Origin of the sequence: Parasphingorhabdus flavimaris (assembly GCF_013371215.1) — a bacterium.
GTDB lineage: Bacteria > Pseudomonadota > Alphaproteobacteria > Sphingomonadales > Sphingomonadaceae > Parasphingorhabdus > Parasphingorhabdus flavimaris.
Map to the genome: position 1 here is coordinate 544,201 of NZ_JABWMH010000001.1, position 24,867 is coordinate 569,067.

The window sequence follows — 24,867 nt, forward strand, 5'->3', positions numbered from 1 at the left end:
CGGGGCGAGTGAAGTTGGAATTATTGGAAGGTTGCGCGGGGCGGGAGCATAATACCTGACTGCAATTGAGCAGGATCAGGCATGCCTTGCAGATAGTCTCGGGAGACCTGACCCGCGCCCCTACGACCCGCATCTACCAGCTCATCCGACATCTTGTCGCGAATGCCATCACCAACCTTGCAAAGGTCAGGTACAAAGAAGCAGCCAACATCAGCGACATTCGCCACAAGCTCTTTACCGCCCTGCGAACTACGAATGGCCTGCTGTTTGTGCTGAAGGATGGTGCCTTCCATCTGGTACACTGCCTGCTGGATCAGGTTCGCTCGTTCATAGAGCGATTGATAGGCTGCAAGACCGCTTTGCAATTGCGTTTGTACGGTGACAAGCTTTTCCTGATAGGTAAATTCCAGTTCCTTGAGGTCTGTCTGGAAAGCAAGTTCGGCAACACGTTCGCCTTCGGCGCGTGCCTCGGCGATTTGTTTTTCTGCCTCAGCCTTATCCATCAGGGTTTCCTGAATAACCGTGACTTCATATTGTGCTATTGCCTTACCCACTAAGACAGTGGGTTTCCAATCATAGGGTGCAACGATCTGCGCGGCGCCTAGGCAAGCTACGATCACAAACCCTGGAGCACTAAGTGTCAGTAGCGTTCGCATCCAGCCCCGAGGCTGGAATACGGGTTGCATGGGTTGAATTTGTGGACGCGTTGCAGGTGGGCTAAAATTGCCAGACCGTGCCATCGGTTCAATTTTTTTGGTTTGGTTTTGCATGTGACATCTCCTGTTTAACCATCAGGGGATGTCTCACGTTGCCGTAGGAATTTTCTGTCCAATGCACTAGTAAGATGCGATCCATTGGCTGTGAGTGTGTTTGACGTGAGTGGTGAGTGGAGCGTAAAAGACGATATAGGAAAATCGGATATTTGATATGAAAGCTTCGCTGTGACTGGAACCAAGGAGGAAGAATTAGATAAGATCGCTGTGGCCCAAGGATTGACTGAACGATCAATCGATGAAGGTCGGACTTTAAAAAAAGGTGATGATTCTGTAATTCGTGCTCGTGAAGCATTCTCACGAGAGAAGGCCAAACTTCATAAGAACAATATGTTCTTGCTTCATCATTCACTGGCCAAGTCTGGTGTAGTTAATCATAGTTATTTAGAAAAAGCTTTGTCTTCGATTCTAGAGAGAGCCAGCATTTTTGAGTTCCAAAATGCGCACCCTAATTTTTGCCTCTCGCTCAAGCAAATTTCCGATCTGATGCAGGAGTTTGAAGGCTTCCGAGATTTGTTTAAAGCTAAATTGGATTCTTCGAATGCTAAGGAGAATAGAGAGGTTTACACATTATGTGAGGAGTATTTTCAGCGATGTGCGAGTGAAATTATTGATCAATCTGAATTTCAGCCAATAGTTTTTCAGCTACTTAAGTCCTGTTTGAAATCACTAGCTCAAGGAAACGAAATTGTTGGCGCTCGTGAGCATCACTTTGAAACTGCTCTGACCTCCAGTGTACCAGATAGTCTCCTCGCCAGGATGCGAAGCAAAAAGCGAATGCTTTCCGCAGAAGCAATAACAGCTGAAATTAAACAAATTCTTGACATAAAAGTTGAAAAAACAGATACTTATGAAAACAATCCCCAACCAGATGAAGCTGGGATGGAAGATGATAAAGGTGACATTGACGATCCTTTGTCTGCGTTAGCCAAGAGCATTAGCACAGACACTAACGTTCAAGCAGAGTTTGAACGACAGGCTCGTATGCTTATTTCCAAAGCACAGTTCCTCGAGAATGAAGCGAACCCACCGCCCATACCTGAACGGAAATATCATCCACGCAAAGACAACATCGTAGAGTTTTTGCAAGAGGTTTGGGGAGAGTGGAATGATCGCGATCTCCTTTCGCGTCGTGTATTACAAATCCATGATCGTCGTGCTCATGGCGCACTGATAAATTATTTGCGGACAGATACATTGCCCGAAGGTTTGAATGTCTGGACGACGAAAGATGAAACTGATCGTTGGCTTGAACACGGCCTTTTTACTGCTGATGAAGTCACACGCGCCTCCGGCGCCCTCCAAACTCGAAGACATTCATAAACCACAAAGTATTAATGGTTCATGTTTGGTTAATATAAAATGAGTCATTTTCTGACTGACAGTTGAGGTTTGGCAAATTTGCAGAACCGCTGTGAGTACGGAGAAGACTAATGAGCGCACCTCATAATTCCAGTGTCCTGACAAACGCACAATTGAGCGAGAATTATCGGTACTACGATAGGCAGCTGTTTAGCTGGATCAACATGGTCAATAGCGGAAATTTTTACGCTGGTTACTGATCTGAGAGCGGGCAGGTGATCCTGCCCGCCTCATACAATGGAGGTTCCGATGGAAAGACCACTTACATCGGCTAGGTCCGAAGTCGGACTAGCCATCGCAAGAAGATTAGAAAACCCGACTTTCATATTCATTGACGCTGGAAAGGAGCACACAGATGAACCCGATAACGATAAATAACGAAGTTACCACCGTCGAACGTGGGCAAATCCTTGCCGCCTTTTTAGCGCGCAAAGATGAACTCGATTACGGCATGCCCCTAATGTGTCGATTGATTCAGCAAAAAGTCGGTGCCGCTGGGGACAGGGTGCGATTGATTGACGGAAGGCGGATCAATACCGATAACATCACGCCCCGCGATCTTCAAAACTTTAAGGATGGACGCAAAACCACCTTGGATAAACTCTATGTTCTGGTCGCTTATTTGACACTTATTGACGAGGAACGGCCCAACAAAAAGGCTGCATAAGGTTCCAAACATTGACTAGCCCCGCTTCGAGTTTCGAGCGGGGCTTTTATTTTGTCTGGCATTCGTGATCATGAGATTGCCTGTCTCCCATTTCGCAATATTCATCTGTTCCTTCCTGCCACTCGTTTCTGTCTCTAGCTGACTGCTTCTGAGAACCCCTTCGGGTTTGCAACAAGCTGCCCGCACCATCTGCTTACGCAGACCGGGTTGCATGTTGGCAAATCAAAAGACGGCACAGGCTCATCGACTCCTCATCGGCTGGAAGGTCCAGTCGAACATCAAAACTGAAAAGGAGACGATCATGTCTAACACTAATGAAAATACACAAACCAAAAACCGCCCTACACACGTTGTGAAAAGCCGCGTTGGTTATGGAGAAAATGTCCGCTTCGAAAGATTGGGTGTTGCCTTCACTCGCCCGACCGAAGGTCTCTATGTCAAGCTGACTGGGAAACAGGTTATCAGTGGCGGTTTCTATCTCTTCCCAATTGAAGAAAAATCCGAAGGTCAAGATGCTGGAGCTGCTCAATGAGCGGCTCCACGCCTTTAACGCCCGATCAAAAACACGAAGCTTTTGAGGGGTAGCTTGCATCATATCCAATAATGTTCACTGATATGTGACATTATATATTGCATTTGTTCATCTATATGTGACATACTATGTTTATTAAGTTCACTCATAGGTGACATTATGAACATGGAAAACGCAAGAAAACAGCTTGAAAGACGACTTTCGCCGCTTCGTAAAATCGAAAGCGAACTCGCTACGCCGCCACGCGGATGGATAAAAGCCATCCGCGAAGCCTTGAACATGAGCGCTGTGCAAATGGCAAAGCGCCTTGGCGTCGTTCGCTCGCGCATAAACGCATTGGAAAAATCTGAGGTGACAGGCAACGTCACCATCAAAACTATGCGCGAAGCTGCCGAAGCCATGAATTGCAGGTTTGTCTATGCGATTGTGCCTGTCAAACCGATGGATGAAATCTTGCGTGACCGTGCAAAAATTGTCGCCAAGGAACGTCTGCAATTTATCGACCATACCATGCGCCTTGAAGATCAGGCGATGGATGAGGGCGACCGCAAGCAACAAGCGGACCGCATCATAGATGAGATTATCGAAAAAGAGGCACGGCGTTTGTGGAACGAAACATGAGCGACCCGCTATTTGATGGAGACGATGACGCAGCCACACCGCTCGACCCCGACGAGCGGGAGGGACTGATTCCCAACTACATCACGCTGCGCCGTGAACTCAATGAAGCCGAGGCTATCAATATTGCCGAGGCCGAGCGTTGGGCTTTTTCCCGAAAACGCGATGTTCTGGATGAGGGCACGTTAAAGGCGCTTCACAGACAAATGTTTGGGAAAGTGTGGAAGTGGGCAGGGGATATCCGCCAAACCGAAAAAACCATCGGAATTGATCCGGTACGCATTGGCGTTGAGCTGAAAACCTTGCTTGATGATGTGCGCTACTGGATTGCGAACGAAACCTACCCAGCAGATGAAATCGCGGTGCGTTTTCATCATCGGCTAGTCGCAATCCATCCTTTCCCCAATGGCAACGGACGACATGCACGTCTTGCCGCCGACGTTCTGATAAAGCAGCTTGGTGGTGATCGCTTCACCTGGGGCAGGAAAAATATGGTCGAGCCAAGTGCCACACGAAAGGCATATGTTGCGGCGCTACAAAAGGCAGATGCTCACGACATATCTGATTTGATCGAATTTGCGCGAAGCTGATTAATGGGTCTTTCTGGATATGTTTGTGGATATAGTACATAGAGTCCACGCTGGTATGACGGAAAAATGTGCTCCCGAAATAGTCCGGTGTTTTGTCTAAATGAAGGAATGCAAGGTGTGTTTTGTATTACAAAACTACCTTGGCAAGGGAGACGCTGCGCTCTCCCGTTGCATCCCTCTCGCGGTTGGCGCGGGACTTAGGCATCCAAGGATATGAAATATCAGATGTTGGAGCCATCCCACGCCAATTAGACCGTATCGCCGGTCAATCACTCGCAAGGAGACTTCGCTCTCCCTGCACCCATCGATCCTTTCAGGAAGATCAGGGGGCTATCGCGCCACCCTTGAAACCCACTCGCATCTTGTGAAAGCTGCACCATCATCAGGTGAGCGTTCCTGTCTCCCCTAAAACCCCAAGACCATTTCATGGAGACAATATCATTGTGACCAAAGGGAGATGTCACTCTGCCCTTTGGAAACCCATTGACCCATGGACGGAGCTAGACCTATGAAAGATACAACCTACAGCGTCAAAATTGTCCGCCGAAGGAACGAGAGCGGACGTGTCGCAGTTACGGTTGAAATGATCGCGAACGATTGGATATCATCTCTGGGGTTTGACTGGGCATTCTCCTTCCCGGGTGCCATGAGGGGAATCGTGTTCATGGAAGCGATCGCCTCCCTTGATAGGCTGGGACATGTTTCCCAAACGGGCGCGGGAAACATTCCAAAAATTCCGTACTTCCGAAGGTGAAGCCATGATCCTCAAGCACAACGCCTTCGTTGAGTAGGTGCTGCCCGGGTCGGTAATCAGGGGACTGACCGACGAGGAGATGCTGGAATATCGGCGCCCTTTGAAACAGCAGGAGAAAGCGGACGCCCAACACTGATGTGGCCACGGCAAATTCCCATCGGAGGCGCGCCTGAAAGTGTTCACAGATCGTTTCCAACTACAGCAAATGGCTGCGACAAACCGACTTTCGGAAGCTTTTGTGAACCTCGAGCAGGGAGCCATGACCAATGACTCGAGGCGGGATATTGTTCGGTTATGGAAGGCCGTATCTGAGGTTACGGTAAAAGGCCTTTACTTTGTTCAAGAAGATTCGCCGCCTGAGATCAGGCAAGCGGTGTCGACCTGGTTTTGGACTATTGCCGTCAGTCAAGAGTGCCTCTCTGGACTTCGGGACTGCCGCGTTCAGAGTCGATCATCGAAAGGACCAAGTCAGATACATTGGATGTAAATTCGGGGTTGGTGCGCAACAGTGCCACTACGCGACGTCCTTCTTCCAACTGCCGCACTTTGGCACGTAACTCGAGCAGCTTTCCCTGAGAGTCCTTGGCAAGCCCATATAAGGATTGTCCCCTAACGATACGCCCCAACGCCTCGGCCGATGCCACGCGCTTTTCGCAGCGGCAGGCCGCTTTCTCCGAAACGTTTCCGCAGGTTGAGAGAACGAAATTCTTTACCGCACCACGACCACGTCGCAGACGCTGGCGATAGGTTGCTGGCGTGATCTCCAGAACGGATGCCGCTTCGGTATCCGTCAGCTCAAAGACATCTCCTAATAGATATCGTCACGCAAATATGGCAGGGTTATTCTACAGTGAGAATGGCGCGCGGAAACTGTCAAATCCTCGGTCCTACAGACGCACAGATAGCGCTCTTTTGAACGCATCGACCTACAAAGCCGGCAGGCCGACTATCGCGCGTCCCTCATTTGTCTTCAGAGAGAAGTCACCGCCGGCGAACTCTTCGCCTTCGCGGCTCATTAAAAATGCGATTGCCTGAGCGACCCATTCAGGCGGAATATGGTGTGACCAATCGAGTTTGCTTACAGGATTGATACCGCTGTCACGGATCACACCTTGCATCTCTGTGGCGACCGTTCCCGGACTTAATCCAACGCAATGAATACCATGCTCTGCGTATTCTTTATGTGTGCAGCGAGTGAGGGAAAGAACAGCCGCCTTGGTCGAACAATAGTGGCTCCAACCTTCCATGGCGCCAGTTGCTGCACCAGAGCTGATATTGATGATCGTGCCCGATTTTGCGGCAATCATCTCAGGCAATGCGGCCCTAAGCCCATTGTAGACTCCTTTAAGATTGACATCGACGACCTGTGACCACGCTTCGGGATCACTGTCGGCAATACGCGAGACGGGATCGATGATCCCTGCGTTGTTCACAAGGACATCCAAACGTCCGGTGCGATCAACAGCCAGACGCACTGCGCTCTCGAGCGTTTGATAATCAGCGACACTGCCTGCGATGGTGACCGCGTAGCCTCCCTGAATCGCAATCGCATTGGCGACACGCTCAAGCTTTGACGCGCTGCGCGCGACAAGAATGACCGTTGCACCAAATGCTGCCAAATATCGAGCAGTTGCTGCGCCGATTCCCTGACTTGCGCCAGTTATGATTATTGATTTGTTTTCTATCGCATTCATGATTTGTTTCCCTTCAGTTGGTTGGATTGAACTCCGCGGCGATCTGCGCCTTGGTTCGATCGATGGCAGCTTGAACGGTTGCCTCGTCTGCGGTTAATAACTCAGCGCTGAAGAATTTGACCTGCTCAATCCCAAGAAATTCGAGAACGAAGCGCAAGTAAGGTTCTAAAAAATTCGCAGCGGCGAAGTCGCCGCCTTCGCCATACCGTCCGGCGCCATAGGCACAGCACACGTACGCCTTATTTACCCCGACAAGACCGGAAAACTTACCATCTTCGTAGCTGAAAGTGCGGTTGATCCGCACAACCTGATCGATCCACGCCTTCAGCGCCGACGGCGCTGAAAAATTGTACATAGGTGCCGTAATTAGAATCGTATCGGCCCATTGAACTTCAGCGATGAGCTTGTCGGACAGGGCTGTGGCTGCCCGCAGTTCGTCTGTCATCTGGTCCTCTGGCGTGTAAAAGCCAGCAATGGTCGATTGATGGATTTGCTCGACTGGCTCTGCGACCAAGTCTCGGGTGCGAACGGTCAAGCCTTTCGAGTATGCTTGTGCGCATTCAAGAAGATAGTCGCCGAGTGCTCGCGAATGTGAAGCTTCGGTCCTGGCACTTGAGTCCACGCGCAGTAAGTTTTTCATTTCTTGATCCTTTCTTGATTTCAAGCCTCAATTTTATTCTATATATTGAAGCAGATAATCATGGACTTTTTCATTATATTGATGCAAAATTTACATTAATGGATACAAGATACATTCATCACTTTTTGGAAGTCGCACGGGTAAGGAGTTTCGCCGCCGCCGCTCGCCATCTGGATATCGATCCGTCTGTAATTTCACGCTCAGTCAGCACTTTAGAGGCCTCACTCGGCGTCAGGCTTCTCCAACGCACCACACGCACGATTTCACTGACTGAAGCGGGTGAAGCCTATCTGGGCAAAATTTCACCGTTGTTGGATGAGCTTGAGGCGATCCATGGCAAAATGAGGGATAGTGATCGCGCGATTGGGGGCAGGCTTTGTATTAGTGCGTCGGTTGCCTTCGGCCACGCATGCATCGTGCCCCATCTTTCGGCATTCTCAGAACAGTTTCCCGAAATTGACCTGATCCTAAAATTTGATGACCGAAATGTAGACCTCGTCGAAGAGAGGGTCGATCTGGCTATCCGGCTAGCACCTTCTCTCGATATTGCTGTGATAGCCACAAAGCTGATGGATACGCGCTATCGGCTCTGTGCTAGCCCAAATTATGTTGACAAGAGTGGAGTTCTTAAAGGCCCATCAGAGCTAGAAGGGCATAGGCTTATCAGCTTTGATCTGCCTGGTTTTCGATCGCAATGGATGAGCCGAGATAAAGGCGGTGAGGTGCTGGAGATACCGATTAGCCCGTCGCTTTTGATCTCGAATGCTCTCGCTCTGAAGGAGGCGGTTATTTGCGGACTGGGGATCGGAATTATGGCTGATTGGCTGGTGAGGGACGAAATTGCTTCTGGCGAATTGATTGACGTTTTTCCAGATCAGCAATGGGCTGCGACAAGCTTCGAATCTGCGGCCTGGCTCCTCTATCCGAGCCGATCCTACCTTCCTAGAAAGACTCGTGTCGCGATCGATTTTTTCCGTCAGAAGATCGTTCCGAAATAGCGCTTTTCCGACTTTGCGAGATCACTTGCCTAAACGCAGATCAGATAAATCTAAGAAAAACTCTCGCGATTCCAAGCTTATAAGTTACAATTGCCTTATGAAGAAGACGGCATCACACCTGAAAACATTATTCAGACACTTTCCGAACGGTCTCCAGGAACGGTTGCTATTGACGCCTGGGGAAAAACCTCGCTGTTCTATAATCCAGAGGGATTGCTGCCGCGCGGGTTTTATTTTGCCACAGTAAAGCAGAAGGATGGTGAGAATGACCGTGCTTCTGATCTCATTCGTGGAGGGGTGTTCCGCTTCAATACTGGCACGGCGAAGCCACTATTCCTCGAACGCTTTGGACCACCTCCTGCACGCCCCGCAAAAGGCAAGGCCGTAGCTAGCCCTTGGGATTTTACCGAGCTAGACGTTATATCTCCTCATCCTGTCTATGGCTGGATGAGCTGGATATCCGTACTCAATCCTTCACCAGAGACTTTGCTGGAGCTCAAACCGATGATTGAGGCCGCTTTTTTGAAAGCAAGGGCAGCATTCGAGAAGAAGACTAAATGATACCCACTGCCTTGCAAGCTCCAAACGGAAGATTAGAGATCGTTTCCTCCCAATAAAGATTTGTTTTGTTGGTCAATGCAATTGGCGCGCATCACGGCGATCGGATCCTCGCCTCAAATTGACTGCAGCGCGGAGGTCGTTTTGCGATGCTTGTTTGGTTCGAGCCACTAATCCAGAGAGGGCAAGCACGTGAATTACCGACGCGCCTGTTTAGCAGGCAAGCGGTGTCGACCTGGTTTTGGACTATTGCCGTCAGTCAAGAGTGCCTCTCTGGACTTCGGGACTGCCGCGTTCAGAGTCGATCGTCGAAAGGACCAAGTCAGATACATTGGATGTAAATTCGGGGTTGGTGCGCAACAGTGCCACTACGCGACGTCCTTCTTCCAACTGCCGCACTTTGGCACGTAACTCGAGCAGCTTTCCCTGAGAGTCCTTGGCAAGCCCATATAAGGATTGTCCCCTAACGATACGCCCCAACGCCTCGGCCGATGCCACGCGCTTTTCGCAGCGGCAGGCCGCTTTCTCCGAAACGTTTCCGCAGGTTGAGAGAACGAAATTCTTTACCGCACCACGACCACGTCGCAGACGCTGGCGATAGGTTGCTGGCGTGATCTCCAGAACGGATGCCGCTTCGGTATCCGTCAGCTCAAAGACATCTCCTAATAGATATGCGATCCTGAGAGTGCGGTTCAGGCAGGTAAGCATGGCGAGCGTGCAGCCGACCTTAATCTCCTCAATGGCAAGTATCGTTTCGACATCCTTTGGTTCGCTTTCCGCATAATCACTCATCCCATTATCGAGATCTTCGGCGAACCCCTGGAAATTCATACGCATAGCTTCAACGCGGCTGCGCTTGCGGCTATTGACCAGATGCCTGCAAGCAATACGCATAGCCCATCCACCGGCCGCATTGATTTCACGAAGTGCCCCAAGATTGGTGATGATCTTTATCAGAATCTCCTGGGTTGCGTCCTCGGCATCTGCGGGATGGGCGAGCATGCGCATGGCAAGGTTGTATACGGGCCTCTCGGCTGCACGTATGACAGCCTCCAAAGCGGCGCGGTCTCCCTGCCGCGCCGCTTCAACTTCGATCGGATCGAACCTGATCATGCTTCCAAGTGCGCCTTCAACTCAGCCAACTCTCCAGCAAGGATGCCCATCTGCTCGGCAAGCGCCCCTTCAAGGGCTTCAAGCGGCACCGGTGGCGCCATTAGAACGAAGGAATATATTGAAGCGTCCATGCCGTCCGGTGTTATGCGGGAATAGGCGGCGCCGACCGAACCATCCGGGAAGGTCATCTTCCAGTCAACGGTTCCCTGATCGCTGTGCGCAATCGTTTCAAGGCGGATGGGAACAGCGCCATTCGGGGTGACCAGCTCTGCCGTCTCTCGGTCGGCCCGCTTGAAAGCGTTTGTCCATTTTGGTAGGTTTTTCGGGTCGGCAACATAATCGAACACGGCTTCATGCGGCCTGGCGATGGCGACTGATTGAACGTCATGGGTTTTCATCTTCTAATCTCCTTTTTTACGTGCCGCTCATGACGAGGGGCTATTTATAAAGAGGAAGCCCGGACGAAAAGTGTGACTCATTATTTTGCCGACAGGGTGAAACCTTAGAAAACCTCGGTGCTCGGACGCAGTTCGATTTCCCAGCTCCAAGCGCTCCTGTGCTGCCGTGCAGCGGCCAGATAGGTCTCCGCAATCCTGTCTGGGTGAAGTGATCTTTCAACGTTGTCATAGGGCGCGCCGCGGGCCGGTTCGTAAATGACGCCGTCGAGTACGAAATGTACGATATGAATGTTCCGGGGCGCCAATTCGCGCGCGAGGCTTTGACATAGTCCCCGCAAAGCGAACTTACCCATAGCGAACGGTGAGGAGTTGGCAAAACCCTTTACACCTGCTGTCGCACCTGTGAATTGGATAACGCCGCCAGAGCCCTGCATGCGAACAGCTGCGGCCTGAGCAACGAGGAATGCGCCAAAGGCGTTGGTTTCCAAGCTCTGGCGCACCGTGTCGGACGCAAGCTCCTCGATCGGACCTCTGGCGTAGTAACCGGTATTGAACACAACAAGATCTGCGACCTCTTCCCGCTCATCAAGGGCGGCAAACAGAGCGTTGACACTCTCTTCGTGAGTGACATCGCAAGCGAATGCGCTGGCATTCACCTCGTCACAGAGCGGCCCGAGCTTGGTTGCATCTCGGGCCGCTAAGGCGACCCTTATACCGTTCGCTGCGAACACACGGGCGAGCGAGGCGCTGAGGCCATGCCCGGCACCGACAATCAGTGCATTCTTGATCATCGGAACTGCCCCGCTGAAGTAGCGGACGACGCACTCAACTTGCGCACGTCGACGGGAGTGGTAAGCCAGCTTTCGTAATTCTGGAATACCGCCTCTGTATACGGTGCCTCATAGTGCCTTGCTAATGCGGATTCGTCCTCGAAGCATTCAAACAGGTGTAACGTGTCAGGCTCGTCACGGCTGACAAACACGCTGAAGACGTGACACGCTGGTTCGAGCAGAGTTAAAGGAACCAGTTCGTCCAGTGCTGCTCGGGCAACTTCAAAAAACTCAGGCTTCGGACGGATCGTCGCAAATAGATAGAGACGAGTGTCGGACATGATTTATTGCTCCTCGAACGCATAAACTTGTGACAATTGCTCGATGAGCCTCGTCTGGATTGGCGCTGTCGCCATGTTAATGGCGGAGACGCCCATATCATCGCCAATTTGCGTGCGGATAGGGCGCAGCCCTTCCATCTCGACGAGGGCCATTATGCTATCAGCCACATTCTGCGCGTCGTTGCCTGTCTGGTCTTGGGCAAACAGATCGCGAAACATTCCTAAAAGCTTTTCGCGCCCTTCATTGTGGGGACCATATTCTTGTAGAACGGCTGGAAGATCTGGCGCCGGGGCGGTTTTGACCAAGTCCGTTGCATGACCGCTGGGCTCAATAATCACTGACTGAATATTAAAGGGCGCCAGTTCATAATTCAAACTCTCGGCATAGGCTTCCATCGCCCATTTCGACGCGCAATAAATGCCAAAATATGGAATCGCCAAGCGCCCAGCCGCAGAACTTAAGTGAATGAGCAGGCCGCTGTGACGCTGACGCATGGCAGGCAAGGCCGCTTGGCTCATCTTGGCTAGCCCGAACATGTTCACATCGAAACAGGCTTGCGTCGCCTGTGGGGAATAAGCCTCAGTGACGCCAACGGGCATGACACCGGCATTGTTAACGAGCACATCGAGAGGGCGCTCCGCCTCAATTTTGGCAATTGCGCGCTGACAGTCTTCTTCAGATGTCACATCGAGGTCGATGATCAAAAGTGAAAGCCCTGATTGCATGGCGTAGTCAGTGAGAGCGCTAGCAGCTTTGGCGTTGGGCCCATCCCTATCTCTCATAGCCGCGTAAACGTGATGCCCCCCGGCGGCGAGTGTTTTTGCCGTAAGGTAACCGATACCCCGGCTCGCGCCGGTTACAAGAATCGTTTTTGGGGAATTTGCGTTCATTCGTTTTTCCTTGGTTTTTGAAGACTGATTTCATAAATAATTCGAGCGGGTCCGAATTTCCGGCGGCCTTCATCCGTGTCAGTGCCCCGCTCCAGGCGTTGAGCAACCAATCCGCTGCTTCTGCGGTGCTTAGGTGAGATAGGTTGATCGTCGTGAGATCTGAATCTTTAAGGCACTGAGCTATTTCGTCGGAAAGCTCCTGCCAATTTTGATTCAGCTCTGCTTGAAACGTCGGACTCTCATCCGCAAGTTCACTTGTAAGGTTGCACATCAGGCAGCCTTGGGAGAAACTACGATTTTCCATATCCACTGCCGCAGCTTCAAAAAAAGCCCTGAGTCGCAATATCGGCAGCTTACCATCATCGTTTAACACTTGGCGGGCGAATTCAACTTGCTGTTTGGAATATCGGCGCGCAATTTCGATACCGAAATCCTCTTTACTCTGAAAATAATGATAGAATGACCCTTTTGCGATTTCCGCATATTTTAGAACATCCATTACACCTGTGTCCGCAAAGCTCTTTTGACGAATAAGCTTTTCACCAACATCAAGCAGCCGCGTACGCGCCGCATCATAATTTTCCTGATTTCGCACCCGAGCCATGATGTGTTCCCTTGCATCTGTTGAATTAATAATAGACCGGTCAATTATAATGTCAATTGCTTTTTAGCCCGATGCAGATAGTGACAAGTCTTGCCATTTTACTCCCATAAAGTTTTTAAAACTGTGGCTTAGCTATCTCTCACATTATATGATCGGCAATGTTGAAATTCACGAACCTCATGATTAGCTTGACCTTGAAAGGTTCGACTGCGAGGTTCTGCTTGCCTTCAGCGAAGCTGATAAAGGTGTAAAATATGCAGTTCTAGGTAATAGGAGTTCAATCGGTCTCAAGTCGATATTTGAGAAACCGGGCTCCTGCATGCTCTACTTCCCCGGCAAGCTGGACCCCGAACCTTTTTAGCGCGCCTAGATTTTTGCGCGACGGCGGTAAAAGAAGAGTCACTGAGAAAATGCGTTCATCCGCAACTGCGAAGTCGATCATAAGTCTTGAAATACGTATGCCAAGTCCAAATGAGTCTGGCTTTAGAACCAAGCCGTAATCCCACTCGTTGCCCTCTTTTTGGAAGCCACCCCACCCGATATATCGATTATTTGACAGTATGGCCCAATGCCCCAGCCCATCTTGCTTCCACCGCTCTTCTTTTGTGGAAACAAATTTTGCGGTGAAGTGGCCTGCCCCCCGAAAAATGGTCCATATTGAAAGTTAGGATTTCGGCTATTTATGGCTTGAAAGGAGCTTTGAATGGCGCGGAAGAGATATACACCGGAGCAGATCATCGGGATGCTGCGAGAAGCCGAGGTTCGGCTGGCACACGGCGAGAGGGTTGGTGCGATATGCCGGTCGTTGAGCATATCGGAGCAGAGTTACTATCGCTGGCGGCGTGAATATGGCGGGTTGAAGGTGAGCCAGGCTCGGCGTTTGAAGGACCTTGAGAAGGAGAACCAGCGGCTCCGAAAGGCGGTGTCGAACCTGACGCTCGACGCTTTGATCCTGAAGGAGATTGTCGAGGGAAAGTACTGAGCCCCTCGCGGCGCCGTTCGGCGGTCGACCATGTGTGTAAGGCGCTCGGAGTATCCGAGCGTCGTGCCTGCAAGGTGACGGGCCAGCACCGTTCGACCCAGAGGAAGCCGGCGAGACCGCGGCCTGATGAGAAGTCGCTGACAGCCGAGATCATCCGGCTGGCCTCGCAATACGGCCGATATGGCTACCGCCGTATTACCGGCCTGCTGCGTAATGACGGCTGGACGGTTAACGCGAAGCGGGTCGAGCGCATCTGGCGCCGCGAGGGGCTCAAAGTTCCGAAGAAGCAACCGAAACGTGGTCGGTTATGGCTGAACGATGGCTCGTGCATGCGGCTCCGACCCCAATATCGTGGCCATGTCTGGAGCTACGACTTCGTCGCCGACCGCACCCATGACGGCAAGGCGTTCCGGATGCTGACGGTGATCGATGAACACAGCCGGGAGTGCCTGGCGATCCATGTCCAGCGACAGCTCAAGAGCGACGATGTGCTGGCGGTACTGACCGATCTGTTCCAGCGTCATGGTCCGCCAGCACATATAAGATCGGATAATGGCGCGGAGTTTACCTCCCATACCGTGCGCGACTGGCTCGGCAGGATTGGCGTGAAGACGCTCTACATCGAACCGGGCAGCCCTTGGGAAAATGGCTACAACGAGAGCTTCAACGGCAAGCTCAGGGACGAACTTCTCAATGGCGAAATATTTTACACGCTGAGGGAGGCCGAAATCCTGATTGGATGCTGGCGCCAGCATTACAACACACTCCGCCCGCACAGCTCGCTGGGCTACAAGCCGCCAGCTCCAGAAACTATCTTGCCTCGCCCTGCTGGTCTGCCCTACGCTACGCTCCGGGCCGCCCAGCAGGGCGACCTTAACCGCCGGAACTCTAACTTAGCCGGTGGACCACCCTAATGGGGCAGGCCAGAAGGCCTTATCCCAAATGCCTGTTAGCAGAGGCATGTGTTCTGCGACACGGGAATCGGACATGTGAACTATGATCTCGTTTAGGTTGATCTCGGGTAATCTGACGAAAGTGATCTCGGTTTTCAAAATGGCTTCCAGTATCTCCTTTTATCTATTTCTATCGTCCGAGTGTATCTATTATTTAAGGAAATGCCCATATCAAGATATGACTGGCTGACGGTTGCTACTGATGTTTTCTTATTGAGGCATATATCTGTGGTGGATTGTGCTCTAATCCTATTCAACACGGTTTTTTTATTAGGTTTGAAAGAGCAACAATACCTGTTGTCCAATCTTATGAAACACGGGCTGCCTGTTCATATGGCAACGAAGGGGGATTTACGGACGATGACCAGCCGTTTAAAACGGCCTCGCTGTTTAATGATAAGATGTATAGAATGACCGGCACTGACCGATATGGACGCACGATTGATGTAGATCTATCATTTCGTGAGGGACTTGTAGTCCTCCAACGTGAATTCAACCAATCAGTTCTCCGTTTGAAGAGCCAACTCGATCAACTCTACGATTTCCTGTGGGATGGTTTTGAAGATGGGTTTGGCCCAAGAATAGCCGCCGCAACTCATAACAAAAATGCGAACAGCAAAATCAAGAAATAGACCAAAAAACAACAACGTCATAATCTGTTGCTGGCTATTTTTAGCGCCCTAGGCCTTTTGGAGCATTTGATTTACTCGTTCGGGACGCTCTCAACCTTTCCAAATCAGCTTGAAGCCGTGAGGGAACTCTCCGTGATTTCTCCAAAAGCTCGGCACTGTGTAACGCCAATTGTCGTTTTTCGCCCATCTGCCGGAATATCAAGGCATCCCGCTGTTTCTGATCACGCTCGGCAGCGTCAAAGGCTTCCATCTCGTTCTGTCTTTTTACCTTGCTGTATGCTCCGGTTATGCGGTCAAAAAGTCCTCGCAAGCCCTTATTGAAGCGTTCTTGACGCGCCTGAGTTTCCTTGAGTGTCCGCTTTTCCTGTCTTGCGACCAGAGCCTTGCGTTCTTTGGTATGGCTATCGGCCATCTTCCACAGCAGTTTCTCATGCTGTTTGCTCATTGACGTATGTTTGTCAGCCTGCCTTCGTTCAAGTTTCTCAAGTGCGGGCATTACCGTTTTGGCAATTTGAGTCTGGGCATCGCCTATTGAAGGTAATGCCTCGTGATCGCCAAGCCTTGCCCGCACTTCCTTGGTTTTGACGCCAACCCATTTGGCAAGCGCATAGATCTCGCCATTTATATCTGTCGCAACAAACCCGCGTCTGTCACCTTGAGCGAGTATCAGCCCATGTTCCTGGAGGGAGTTCGCAAGAGATTTGAGGTTATCCGACTGCTTCCAGCATGACTGGAATATTGCTTTCAGTTCACGAGGGTTTTCTCCGATACGTTTGGCTTGTTGCCATTCAGCCAGCGTGAAATTTTTCGGATCGCGGAATAGAGGTTGGAGAAAGCCCTTTGGCATGTCCCAGCCATGTTCAAGATAGAGTTCTTTTGACAATTCCATCAGTTTTCGTTTTGGAAACGATAATGTGATGGCTTTCATGGCGTCTGCATCGATGCGGCTCCAGACAACATGGCAATGGCGACGGTTTTCCTTTTCATGAAAAACCACGGCTTTGGGTTGTCCTTCCAGTCCAAGCTTTGCCTCGACGCGCGAAATTGTGTCGAGAAAGACTTCTGTTGAAACGGATTCTTTGCAAGGCGGGTTGAGACTGAGAGAATAGAGGAATTTTTGGCACTTCGTACCTCTGGATATGGCCTCTGCTTCCTTGAACGCACCAGCAAGGTCATTGCTCGCAAATCCAGATATTTCATGCAGGGTGACATGCTCATTTTCCGAACTCATCAAATGACGAGCCAGATTCTGTCCGTTTCCACGCTCATTACCTACAAATATCATGGCTCAATATCCTGTAAGCCCAGGGCTTCGATGAGCGTCAGGCGGATACAAGCTATATCACAAGCCGCCTTCAGGATTGCTGCTTCCGAATCCTCCTGAAGGCCAAGCGTCCCGCTATGAGCAGCTTTCGCGAGCTGATTTAGATTATTGGAAAGCTGCGAACGACCCAATGCTCCTAATACGCGCCCAAGCGCCTCTTCGTCTTTTACAGGCCGCTTACCTTTTGTCCGATGAGGAGGCGCGACATCGCCGACGCATTGCGAACGGACATAGGCACTCAGGGTGAGATTGCCTGCCTTCCTCTCAAGTTCGGCACGCTCTTCATCGGTAAACCTCACAGATAGGGGCTTAGGATATTCCTTTTTTTCTTTTGGGGGAGAGGCGCTTGATGCGTCCAAAAAGGACTTTCTTACCGACTCCTTCATGGGGTCGGTCCATCAATTCCTTTCAGGTCTATGTGTTTGAGATGGTCATTCCACTCTGATAGAGTGTCAAACAGCGCGTTCGAAGAGTCTCCTTCTAGGCGCACCAGTATTTATCATTGAAATGCCATAATAACTGCTGGCGTAGCGAAGCCATGATGCTAGAAAATGCGTTATGCATGTAAATCACGACCCTGACGCGCCCGCCTGTGAGTTGATCAACTTCGAACAATTCCTTTCTGTGGATGTCCGGGTAGGACGGATTATCGAGGTGAAACCATTTCCGGAAGCGCGAAAGCCGGCTTATAAATTATTGATCGATTTCGGCCCTGCTATCGGAACAAAGCGGTCGTCGGCGCAGATCACCGAAAATTATCGGCTTGAGGAACTGCTGGATCGGCAAGTTGCTGCGGTCGTCAATTTTGCTCCCCGGCAGATCGGCAAATTCATGTCCGAGGTTCTCACGCTGGGATTCCCGGATGCGTCCGGTCATGTGGTCCTGTTCAAACCCGATATAGAGGTTCCGGTCGGCAGCCGGCTTTTCTGAGCGCGGCGCCCTCGTCGATGCATTTGGACCATAGCGCCAATGTCCTCCATGAACGAGGATAGAGACGGGACCAGGTTGACCAAATCTGTCGTCAATCGGCGACCTTGCCAGCCTTCAACAGTTGATATTCTGACATCAAGCCCTTGAACAGACTGTAACAGCAGACAAGCAATACGACTGTGAACGGCAGGCCGCTTGCGATCGCTCCGGCCTGCAGCGTGCCCAGGGCTGCCGCTCCGCCACCGACCAATAATGCCGCGGCTACCAGGCCTTGCAATACCGCCCAGAAAATACGCTGTGCCACGGGCGCATCGGTTCTGCCGCCGGCGGTTATCGCATCAATGACCAGCGAACCGGAATCCGAGGAGGTCACAAAAAATATGATCAACAGGACAATCGCGAGGCAGGAGGCGAAAAAGGGAAAGGGCATATTCTCGAGCATCTGGAAAAGCACAAGCGGTACTTCGTTTATACCGTCAGGCAATTGGCCGACGCCTTCCTTGACTTGCTCGATTGCCGTAACGCCGAATGTCGTAAACCATATGATGGCGACGATCACCGGCACTATGAGTACCACGGTCAAAAACTGTCGAATAGTGCGGCCTTTGGAAATACGGGCGATGAACATGCCGACAAAGGGTGACCAGCTTACCCACCAGGCCCAGTAGAAAATGGTCCAGCCGTGATACCAGATCCTGTCCGCCCGGTCGTTCCAGTTGCTCAACGGAATGGCATATTCGACATAGCTTGTGATCGCCGTCCCAAAGCCGCTGAATATTGCCATCGTCGGTCCTGCGATAAAAACAAAGGCGAGCAGCGATGCGGCGAGGACCATATTTATATTGCTCAGCAATTTTATGCCGCCGTCCATGCCGCGCATCACCGAAATGATCGCAAGGCCGGAAATGACGACGATCAGCAACAGCTGAGACGTCAGGCTCGCCTCGACGCCGAATAGAAAGGAGATGCCCGTCGCTGCTTGCTGCGCGCCGAAACCCAATGATGTCGCCAAACCGAACAGGGTGGCAATCACGGCAAGAATGTCGATGAAATGTCCGGGCCATCCCCATATTCTTTCACCCAATATCGGATAGAAAGCAGAGCGAATGGTTAGCGGCAGCCCTTTGTTGAAGAAGAAAAAGGCAAGCGCGAGGCCGATCACGGCATAGACCGCCCAAGGGGTCAGGCCCCAGTGAAAGACGGTGGCAGCCAGCGCCAGACGTTCTGCCTCAGGTGTCAGTGCCTCGACGTTCAGCGGTGTTCCGCCCCAATCGGTATAATAGGCCATCGGCTCGGCGGCACCGTAGAACAGCATGCCAATTCCGACACCGGCCGAAAACAACATCGCAATCCAGGAAGCTATCCCGAACTCCGGCTTGGCATCTGCCCCGCCCAAACGAATTTTACCCAACGGCGAGACCGCGAGGGCAACACAGAAAAGCAAAACGAAGTTGGTCGCTATGACAAAGAACCAGTCGAAATATTGCAGCGTCCAGGCTTTGGTGGCTTCGAGCCCCTTTTGAGAGATATGCGGGTATATCAAGGACAGGAGTACGAATGTGATAATCAGGAAGGCACTGACGAAGAAGACCGGATTGTGCATCTCCAGCCCGAACGTATTTACATTGTCCTGACCCGCTTCATAATCGGTCTCGTAACCACTGTCGATTTCGTCCGTAATTGCTGTCTCGGTTCCGCTCACGCTTGACGCTCCATTGCTGTATTTTCCAACGCATCTTTCAGCGGCTGTAAATGCGATTGATAATGGCGCCAAAGATCGACGCTCGTTTTGGTGATTGGTTGGCGCACCTGTTCCGAACTGGCCGTGCGAACGGCCCGTTCTGTCTGGTGGAAATCGATGCAGCCCTGCTCGAACGGAAGGCCCAGATACTCCAGCATCCGGTGGACTTGCCCTTCGAGGTCGTCGAGCACATCTTCATGCTGTACCCGCAACACTGCGCCAGGCAATACCGTGTCCCAATGTGCCATCAACTGCACATAGTCGCGGTAATAGCGGCCTATATCGTCCAGGCCGTAAGTGAATTCCTGCCCTTCGGCGAACAGCTGCTTGAAACCGGAAAAACAGCACGCCATCGGTTCCCGCCGTGCATCAATGATTTTCGCATTGGGTAATATGAGTTTGATCAGGCCGATATGCCGGAAATTATTCGGCATTTTATCAATGAAATACGGAGCGCCCTGCCGGTGGATGCGGGTGCTCTCGATAAAGTCACGCCCCATATCGCGCAACTGGCTGGCATCCAGATCATGCAGAACTTCGGGATATAGCGAGTCATTGCTCGCCTGTTTCCCTCTTCGCAGCCGGTGTGCCAATGACAATATGTTGGGCAGCTCGAGCGTCCCGTCGATCTGGCTATGCGATGCGAGTATCTGTTCCAGCAGGGTCGATCCGGCACGCGGCAGGCCCAATATGAAAATCGGATCGGGCGCCTCATGGCCCTTGCCCGCTTGCTTTTCGAACAGGGCCGGCGTGCAGACCTTGATCTGCGCTTGCAGCTCCGCGGTCATCTGATCCGCATCGTAGCGCGACTGCACGCGCTTCAGTTCATTTCCGCGATCATAATAGCCAAAGGACGTGTCATATTCCTTGCGGTCTTCATAAGCCTTGCCGAGCGCAAAGCAGATATGGATCCGGTTCTGATAGCTGAGACGATTGCCCTGTGCCTGTAATTCCATCAGGGCGAGCTCTTCATCGCTGAAGCGATAGGTCTTGAGATTTGCAAGTCCGTAATAGGCATCGCCATAGCCGGGATCCGATTCAAACGCTTTCTGATAGGACCGGACGGCCTCGTCATGACGGCCACAAGTCTTCAGCGCGTGTCCCTTGGAGGTCAATGTGACCGGATCGTCGGGAAGCTGTATCAAGACCTTCTCAAACAGGTCCAGGGCGCGATCATAGTCGCCTGTCTGCATGGATTCGATTGCAAAAAGCGATTGGAAAATCGCGTTTTCCGGGTCACGCTGATATAATATTTCGCTTTGCTTCAGGGCTTCGGAGAATTTCTGACGCTTGCGAAGTATCTGGATATAATCAATCCGGACCTGGATATTGTCCGGCTCAAATTCCAGCGCGCTTTCGAGCAGGAAATCCGCATCTTCCAATATGCCCAGACGCGATCCGATATCCGCCAGCAATCGCATCGCTTCGATATTATGGGGATTGGTTTGCAGGAAATGGCGGCAGGCATGCTCCGCTTTGACCAGTTTGCCCTCGTAGAGGAGATGGGACACCGCGACCAATGGCTTCGGGGTGCCGGCTATGCGTTGCGCTTGGCCCCGCGCTTCCCTTGCCGCATCGCCGCGACCTTGGCGATCAAATATGTCGCCTTGTGCTTTCCAGCTCGCTTCAAGCATCGGATTGCACTGACACGCCCGGCGATAGGCAGCCAGCGCGCTTTCATCGTCGCCCATGGCTTTGAAGATATGGCCTTCTTCTTGATACGCACGGCCAAAATCCGGTGACAGGCTTTTCAGCAACTCGACGCTTTCGAGCGCTTGATCAGCATGTCCGAGATACCGCTCGCAAACGGCCTTTATATAAAGCGCGTCGATATTCTTTGCGTCATGCCGCAAGACAGTCGCAGCAGATTGCATCGCAGCATCAAAACGCCCCTCATACATATGAGCGCGCGCCTGTTTTAGCTGTTCTTCTGTATCAAGACCGGGTTCAGTCATTCGCGCGCGTCTTGCTATCCTTCAATGCAAGGGAAAGCCAACCGGTCGGCAGGCTTTCCCTCGATTTGATTATTCTCAATATGAGAACGAAACCCGTGCGCCGACAGTAAGCGGACGATTGACCGTGATACGCGCACGATCATAGACAAAATTGCCGCTGATTTCAGCGCGTTCATCCGTCAAATTGTCACCGAATATCTCCAATGACCATGTGTCATCGCTGAGACCCGCGGACAAGCCGTATGTTGTCCAGCTATCCAATGTTATCCGGTTGATCTCGATAATATCGGTGGCCGAAGACGCAGAATAGTTAACCTGCGGCTGAACATGGGCTGTCCAGTCCCCGAAGACACCCCATTCGTAGCGGGCCCGGATATTGCCCTGGAAGCTCGGCGCATAAGCGAGGCTGCGTCCGGCTACAACATCGTCAGTCGGTGTGAGTACCTCGGTAATCTCCGTATCCAATATGGAGAAAGCCGCGCTTACCGTTAAGCCACTCAGCGAATAAGGAGCAACCGTAAGGTCTGCCTCGATACCCCTTATTTCTGCATTGGCTGCATTGTCCGAGAAAAACAGATTGGTGATGCTCGTATCAAAGATCGTCGTCTGCAAATTCTGCACATCCACGAAAAAGGCATTACCATTGAACCGCAACTGGTTGTCAAAGAGCGAAGTTTTCCAACCGAACTCGTAATTGGTGACGTCATCGGTTTCCAGCGCGAAGGGAACGGTAAATCCACCGGGACTTTGCGCTCCGCCTGGCCGGTTCAACAGACCAGGACGGAAGCCTTCCGAATAAGTCGCATAAAACAGCAGGTCTTCGGTCGGTGTCCACGTCAGGTTGGCCTTGAAGATAAAGCCGTCGGTCTTTGCCTTGTCCGGTGCGCTCAGCGAGTTGAACACTTGCTGCGCTTGCGCCGGACTCAATCCCGCGGCTTGAATCTCCGCTACGGTTTGGCCCTCGGTGAACGTCTGCCGCAAGGCGTCGTTGCAGCTGCCTATGAAAGTAAAGCTGCCGTCGCCATCATAAAGGTCGCTGATGTTCGTGCCAAAGGCATTTTCGTCAACGCCGCTTGAATTACAGAAAGAAGAGTTCGCGCTACCTTCGAGATCGACTTCCACATCATAATATCGCGCGCCCAGAGTGATCGCGAATTGATCCGAGATGTCATAGGTGGCCTCACCGAATATCCCGAACTGCTTGTCGGTACGACGCACATCGTTGCGGAAGATCACGCCTGCCGGATAAGCACCGCTGTCGGTGTTAAAGACGCCGGGTTGCGAAAAATTATCGGGGAAAGAGCCGCCAAAAAGATCGATCGCGGTGCTACCGGGATAGGTGAAGTCGTTACGTTCCGACAATTCCAGATCGCTGTAAAAACCGCCGGCGGTCAGGCGCAACGGTTGATATTCCGGAGTATTGAAACGCAACTCATGCGTCATCACTTCGGTTTCGGTGCGGGAATTGACGAGCAGATTTGGTGCCTGACATGTTCCTGATGGAGCGCCGCCCGGATAGGAGACCGACCCGTCACAGATATAATAAGGCAGATATTGCCCTACAAACAGATAGTCCGAATAATCTACCCGCTGGCTGGTTTCACGCTTGGTATATGCGCCGGTATAAACCAGTTCCAGTGCGCCGATCCGCCCTTCAAGGGTCCAGCTGGTGTTGCTGAAATCATCCTTGATTTCATCCTGTTCAAAACGTTCGATCTGCAAGTCATCAAGCGTCGGATCTTCAAAGAAGACGCCGTCGGAATCCAGCCCCTGACGGGCATGGGCCACGGTCAGGCTCCAGTCGTTTGAGAACTCGTATTTACCGCTTACCCGGAACCCGAGATATTGCGTATCGTTGAAGTTCTTTTCCGCCAGCGCCGAGTTATCAGCCAATAGGAAATTGACACCGCTCAGATCAGCGCCGGCCTGAAAGCCTGCGCGAGATCCACTCACGGGGACGCCATTGTCGCGCACCGTTCCAGCGGGACGGAAGCGTGCACTTTCGATGGTGCTACGTGTTCCGGCGACATTGTCGATATAGCCGCCCTTGTTGTCGTAATAGCCAACGGCACGAACGGCGAAGCGATCGGTAACCGGAATGTTGATCATGGCTTCGACATTGTAGCTCGGATCACCGCTTTTCGTGAAAGCGAGGCCAGACTTAACTTTCGCCTGCAACTGCCCGAGAACCGGCTTGTTCGTGATCAGGCGTACTGTACCCGCTTGCGAGCTGGCGCCGAACAATGTGCCTTGCGGCCCGGACAATACTTCCACGCGCTCAAGATCGGCTGCGTAAACGTCCAGATTGCGGCCCGGCTGCGATACCGGCTGCTCGTCAAGATAAAGTGCGACATTGGGCGCAAGACCGGCAACCCCGGCGGTTGTCAGATTGGGAGTGGTCGATGCAAGACCGCGAATATAGATGGTGCTTTGCCCAGGTCCGCCGCCGCCAGCGGTAACGCCGGGCAATTGCTGCAGATAATCGTCAAAAACCGCGACGCCCAATTGGTCGAGCGTTTCAGAGCCCAGGGCCTGAACCGCGACCGGAACATCCTGCAAATCCGCAGTGCGTTTGGTAGCCGTAACGACTATTTCCTGCACGCCCCGTTTCTGCGTTTGATTGTCTGTTTCCTGAGCTTGTGCCGTAGCACAGCCCAGCGCCGCGATAACCGCGAGCGATGCGCCCGTTTTCAAATAAATCAAATAAACCTCTGGTGTTTTTTCGTTACAACTATTGGGGAAAAACACGTCCGACTGGTGAAACCTATCGAACCCATTGCAAAGCCAAAAAAAATGCCCCCGGCGAGTTTGGCCTTCAATATGGAAGCTTTCTATAATGATTATTTGTGTTTTGTGAACCGTGGTGTTCAATTTTCAGCTGATGAAATTCCCGAATACGGAATTTAGATGTTCTTAAGTGACTGATTATCTTTATTTTTTGCAGAAATATCACAGGTAGTATAATTTATTGTCTCGGTACGACGCGGTCACGCGATATTAGGCGCAAAAACAGCTATTGCGGATAAATCGGGTAAAAATAGCACACA

At 51.6% G+C, this 24,867-nt stretch carries 25 protein-coding genes; 11 read left to right on the top strand and 14 right to left on the bottom strand.

Annotated elements, in window-relative coordinates; genetic code table 11:
- Positions 1–20: 20 nt before the first annotated feature.
- Positions 21–770 (bottom strand): hypothetical protein, encoded by a 750-nt coding sequence (locus HUO14_RS02605; RefSeq protein ID WP_176278316.1) that lies wholly within the window; start codon positions 768–770, stop codon positions 21–23.
- Positions 771–941: 171 nt separating this feature from the next.
- Here HUO14_RS02605 and HUO14_RS02610 point away from each other — a divergent pair, with 171 nt between their 5' ends.
- From HUO14_RS02610 to HUO14_RS02635, 6 genes are all read left to right on the top strand, one after another.
- On the top strand, positions 942–2,096 hold the full coding sequence (locus tag HUO14_RS02610) for a hypothetical protein (RefSeq protein WP_176278317.1): 1,155 nt from the start codon (positions 942–944) through the stop codon (positions 2,094–2,096).
- A gap of 394 nt (positions 2,097–2,490) precedes the next feature.
- Positions 2,491–2,802, top strand: a complete 312-nt coding sequence (locus HUO14_RS02615; protein ID WP_176278318.1) for a hypothetical protein — start codon at positions 2,491–2,493, stop codon at positions 2,800–2,802.
- Positions 2,803–3,103: 301 nt separating this feature from the next.
- Positions 3,104–3,334, top strand: coding sequence for a hypothetical protein (locus tag HUO14_RS02620; RefSeq protein ID WP_176278319.1), 231 nt, complete (start codon positions 3,104–3,106; stop codon positions 3,332–3,334).
- A gap of 159 nt (positions 3,335–3,493) precedes the next feature.
- Positions 3,494–3,955: a mobile mystery protein A gene (locus tag HUO14_RS02625; RefSeq protein ID WP_217907885.1), complete on the top strand. Its 462-nt coding sequence runs from the start codon at positions 3,494–3,496 to the stop codon at positions 3,953–3,955.
- A complete protein-coding gene (locus tag HUO14_RS02630) occupies positions 3,952–4,542 on the top strand; it encodes a mobile mystery protein B (RefSeq protein ID WP_176278320.1) in 591 nt (196 codons plus the stop codon). The genes HUO14_RS02625 and HUO14_RS02630 overlap by 4 nt, the downstream gene beginning before the upstream one ends.
- Before the next feature lie 508 nt (positions 4,543–5,050).
- Positions 5,051–5,296 (top strand): hypothetical protein, encoded by a 246-nt coding sequence (locus tag HUO14_RS02635; RefSeq protein ID WP_176278321.1) that lies wholly within the window; start codon positions 5,051–5,053, stop codon positions 5,294–5,296.
- Between the two features lie 926 nt (positions 5,297–6,222).
- Here HUO14_RS02635 and HUO14_RS02640 read toward each other — a convergent pair.
- Positions 6,223–6,990 (bottom strand): SDR family oxidoreductase, encoded by a 768-nt coding sequence (locus tag HUO14_RS02640; protein WP_176278322.1) that lies wholly within the window; start codon positions 6,988–6,990, stop codon positions 6,223–6,225.
- A gap of 13 nt (positions 6,991–7,003) precedes the next feature.
- Positions 7,004–7,630, bottom strand: a complete 627-nt coding sequence (locus tag HUO14_RS02645) for an FMN-dependent NADH-azoreductase (protein ID WP_176278323.1) — start codon at positions 7,628–7,630, stop codon at positions 7,004–7,006.
- A 14-nt stretch (positions 7,631–7,644) separates the two neighbouring features.
- On the opposite strand from HUO14_RS02645, the gene HUO14_RS02650 reads away from it, so the two are divergent.
- Positions 7,645–8,628 (top strand): LysR family transcriptional regulator, encoded by a 984-nt coding sequence (locus HUO14_RS02650; protein WP_217907886.1) that lies wholly within the window; start codon positions 7,645–7,647, stop codon positions 8,626–8,628.
- Positions 8,629–8,718: 90 nt separating this feature from the next.
- On the top strand, positions 8,719–9,189 hold the full coding sequence (locus tag HUO14_RS02655) for a DUF6194 family protein (RefSeq protein WP_217907887.1): 471 nt from the start codon (positions 8,719–8,721) through the stop codon (positions 9,187–9,189).
- A 252-nt stretch (positions 9,190–9,441) separates the two neighbouring features.
- Here the strand turns inward: HUO14_RS02655 and HUO14_RS02660 are convergent, their stop codons facing one another.
- The 6 genes from HUO14_RS02660 to HUO14_RS02685 all read right to left on the bottom strand — a co-directional run bounded on the left by HUO14_RS02660 (position 9,442) and on the right by HUO14_RS02685 (position 13,303).
- Complete coding sequence (locus HUO14_RS02660; protein ID WP_176278324.1) at positions 9,442–10,299, bottom strand: RNA polymerase sigma factor; 858 nt, start codon at positions 10,297–10,299, stop codon at positions 9,442–9,444.
- Positions 10,296–10,697, bottom strand: a complete 402-nt coding sequence (locus HUO14_RS02665) for an SRPBCC family protein (RefSeq protein ID WP_176278325.1) — start codon at positions 10,695–10,697, stop codon at positions 10,296–10,298. Before HUO14_RS02665 ends, HUO14_RS02660 begins: the two co-directional genes overlap by 4 nt.
- A gap of 104 nt (positions 10,698–10,801) precedes the next feature.
- On the bottom strand, positions 10,802–11,488 hold the full coding sequence (locus HUO14_RS02670; RefSeq protein WP_176278326.1) for an SDR family NAD(P)-dependent oxidoreductase: 687 nt from the start codon (positions 11,486–11,488) through the stop codon (positions 10,802–10,804).
- Complete coding sequence (locus tag HUO14_RS02675) at positions 11,485–11,808, bottom strand: putative quinol monooxygenase (protein ID WP_176278327.1); 324 nt, start codon at positions 11,806–11,808, stop codon at positions 11,485–11,487. The genes HUO14_RS02670 and HUO14_RS02675 overlap by 4 nt, the downstream gene beginning before the upstream one ends.
- Before the next feature lie 3 nt (positions 11,809–11,811).
- Positions 11,812–12,699, bottom strand: coding sequence for an SDR family oxidoreductase (locus HUO14_RS02680; protein WP_176278328.1), 888 nt, complete (start codon positions 12,697–12,699; stop codon positions 11,812–11,814).
- On the bottom strand, positions 12,581–13,303 hold the full coding sequence (locus HUO14_RS02685) for a TetR/AcrR family transcriptional regulator (RefSeq protein WP_176278329.1): 723 nt from the start codon (positions 13,301–13,303) through the stop codon (positions 12,581–12,583). Before HUO14_RS02685 ends, HUO14_RS02680 begins: the two co-directional genes overlap by 119 nt.
- 703 nt (positions 13,304–14,006) lie before the next feature.
- Here HUO14_RS02685 and HUO14_RS02690 point away from each other — a divergent pair.
- A protein-coding gene (locus tag HUO14_RS02690) for an IS3 family transposase (protein WP_246255174.1) occupies positions 14,007–15,199 on the top strand; the annotation gives its coding sequence in 2 pieces (ribosomal slippage) (positions 14,007–14,265 and positions 14,265–15,199; 1,194 coding nt in all).
- 449 nt (positions 15,200–15,648) lie between these two features.
- Positions 15,649–15,870, top strand: a complete 222-nt coding sequence (locus HUO14_RS02700) for a hypothetical protein (protein ID WP_176278331.1) — start codon at positions 15,649–15,651, stop codon at positions 15,868–15,870.
- A 40-nt stretch (positions 15,871–15,910) separates the two neighbouring features.
- Here HUO14_RS02700 and HUO14_RS02705 read toward each other — a convergent pair whose 3' ends face one another.
- Together HUO14_RS02705 and HUO14_RS02710 are read right to left on the bottom strand one after the other, a co-directional pair.
- Positions 15,911–17,155, bottom strand: a complete 1,245-nt coding sequence (locus tag HUO14_RS02705; protein WP_176278332.1) for a relaxase/mobilization nuclease domain-containing protein — start codon at positions 17,153–17,155, stop codon at positions 15,911–15,913.
- Positions 17,152–17,580 carry a plasmid mobilization protein gene (locus tag HUO14_RS02710; protein ID WP_217907888.1) on the bottom strand — a complete coding sequence of 143 codons (429 nt, stop codon included), beginning with the start codon at positions 17,578–17,580 and terminating at the stop codon, positions 17,152–17,154. Before HUO14_RS02710 ends, HUO14_RS02705 begins: the two co-directional genes overlap by 4 nt.
- Before the next feature lie 172 nt (positions 17,581–17,752).
- On the opposite strand from HUO14_RS02710, the gene HUO14_RS02715 reads away from it, so the two are divergent.
- Positions 17,753–18,124, top strand: a complete 372-nt coding sequence (locus HUO14_RS02715; RefSeq protein WP_176278333.1) for a tRNA-binding protein — start codon at positions 17,753–17,755, stop codon at positions 18,122–18,124.
- 91 nt (positions 18,125–18,215) lie between these two features.
- On the opposite strand, the gene HUO14_RS02720 is transcribed toward HUO14_RS02715, so the two are convergent.
- The 3 genes from HUO14_RS02720 to HUO14_RS02730 form a co-directional block, all read right to left on the bottom strand.
- Positions 18,216–19,826, bottom strand: a complete 1,611-nt coding sequence (locus HUO14_RS02720; protein ID WP_217907889.1) for a BCCT family transporter — start codon at positions 19,824–19,826, stop codon at positions 18,216–18,218.
- Complete coding sequence (locus tag HUO14_RS02725; RefSeq protein ID WP_176278334.1) at positions 19,823–21,820, bottom strand: tetratricopeptide repeat-containing sulfotransferase family protein; 1,998 nt, start codon at positions 21,818–21,820, stop codon at positions 19,823–19,825. The genes HUO14_RS02720 and HUO14_RS02725 overlap by 4 nt, the downstream gene beginning before the upstream one ends.
- 75 nt (positions 21,821–21,895) lie before the next feature.
- Positions 21,896–24,523 (bottom strand): TonB-dependent receptor, encoded by a 2,628-nt coding sequence (locus HUO14_RS02730; RefSeq protein ID WP_176278335.1) that lies wholly within the window; start codon positions 24,521–24,523, stop codon positions 21,896–21,898.
- Between the last annotated feature and the right edge of the window lie 344 nt (positions 24,524–24,867).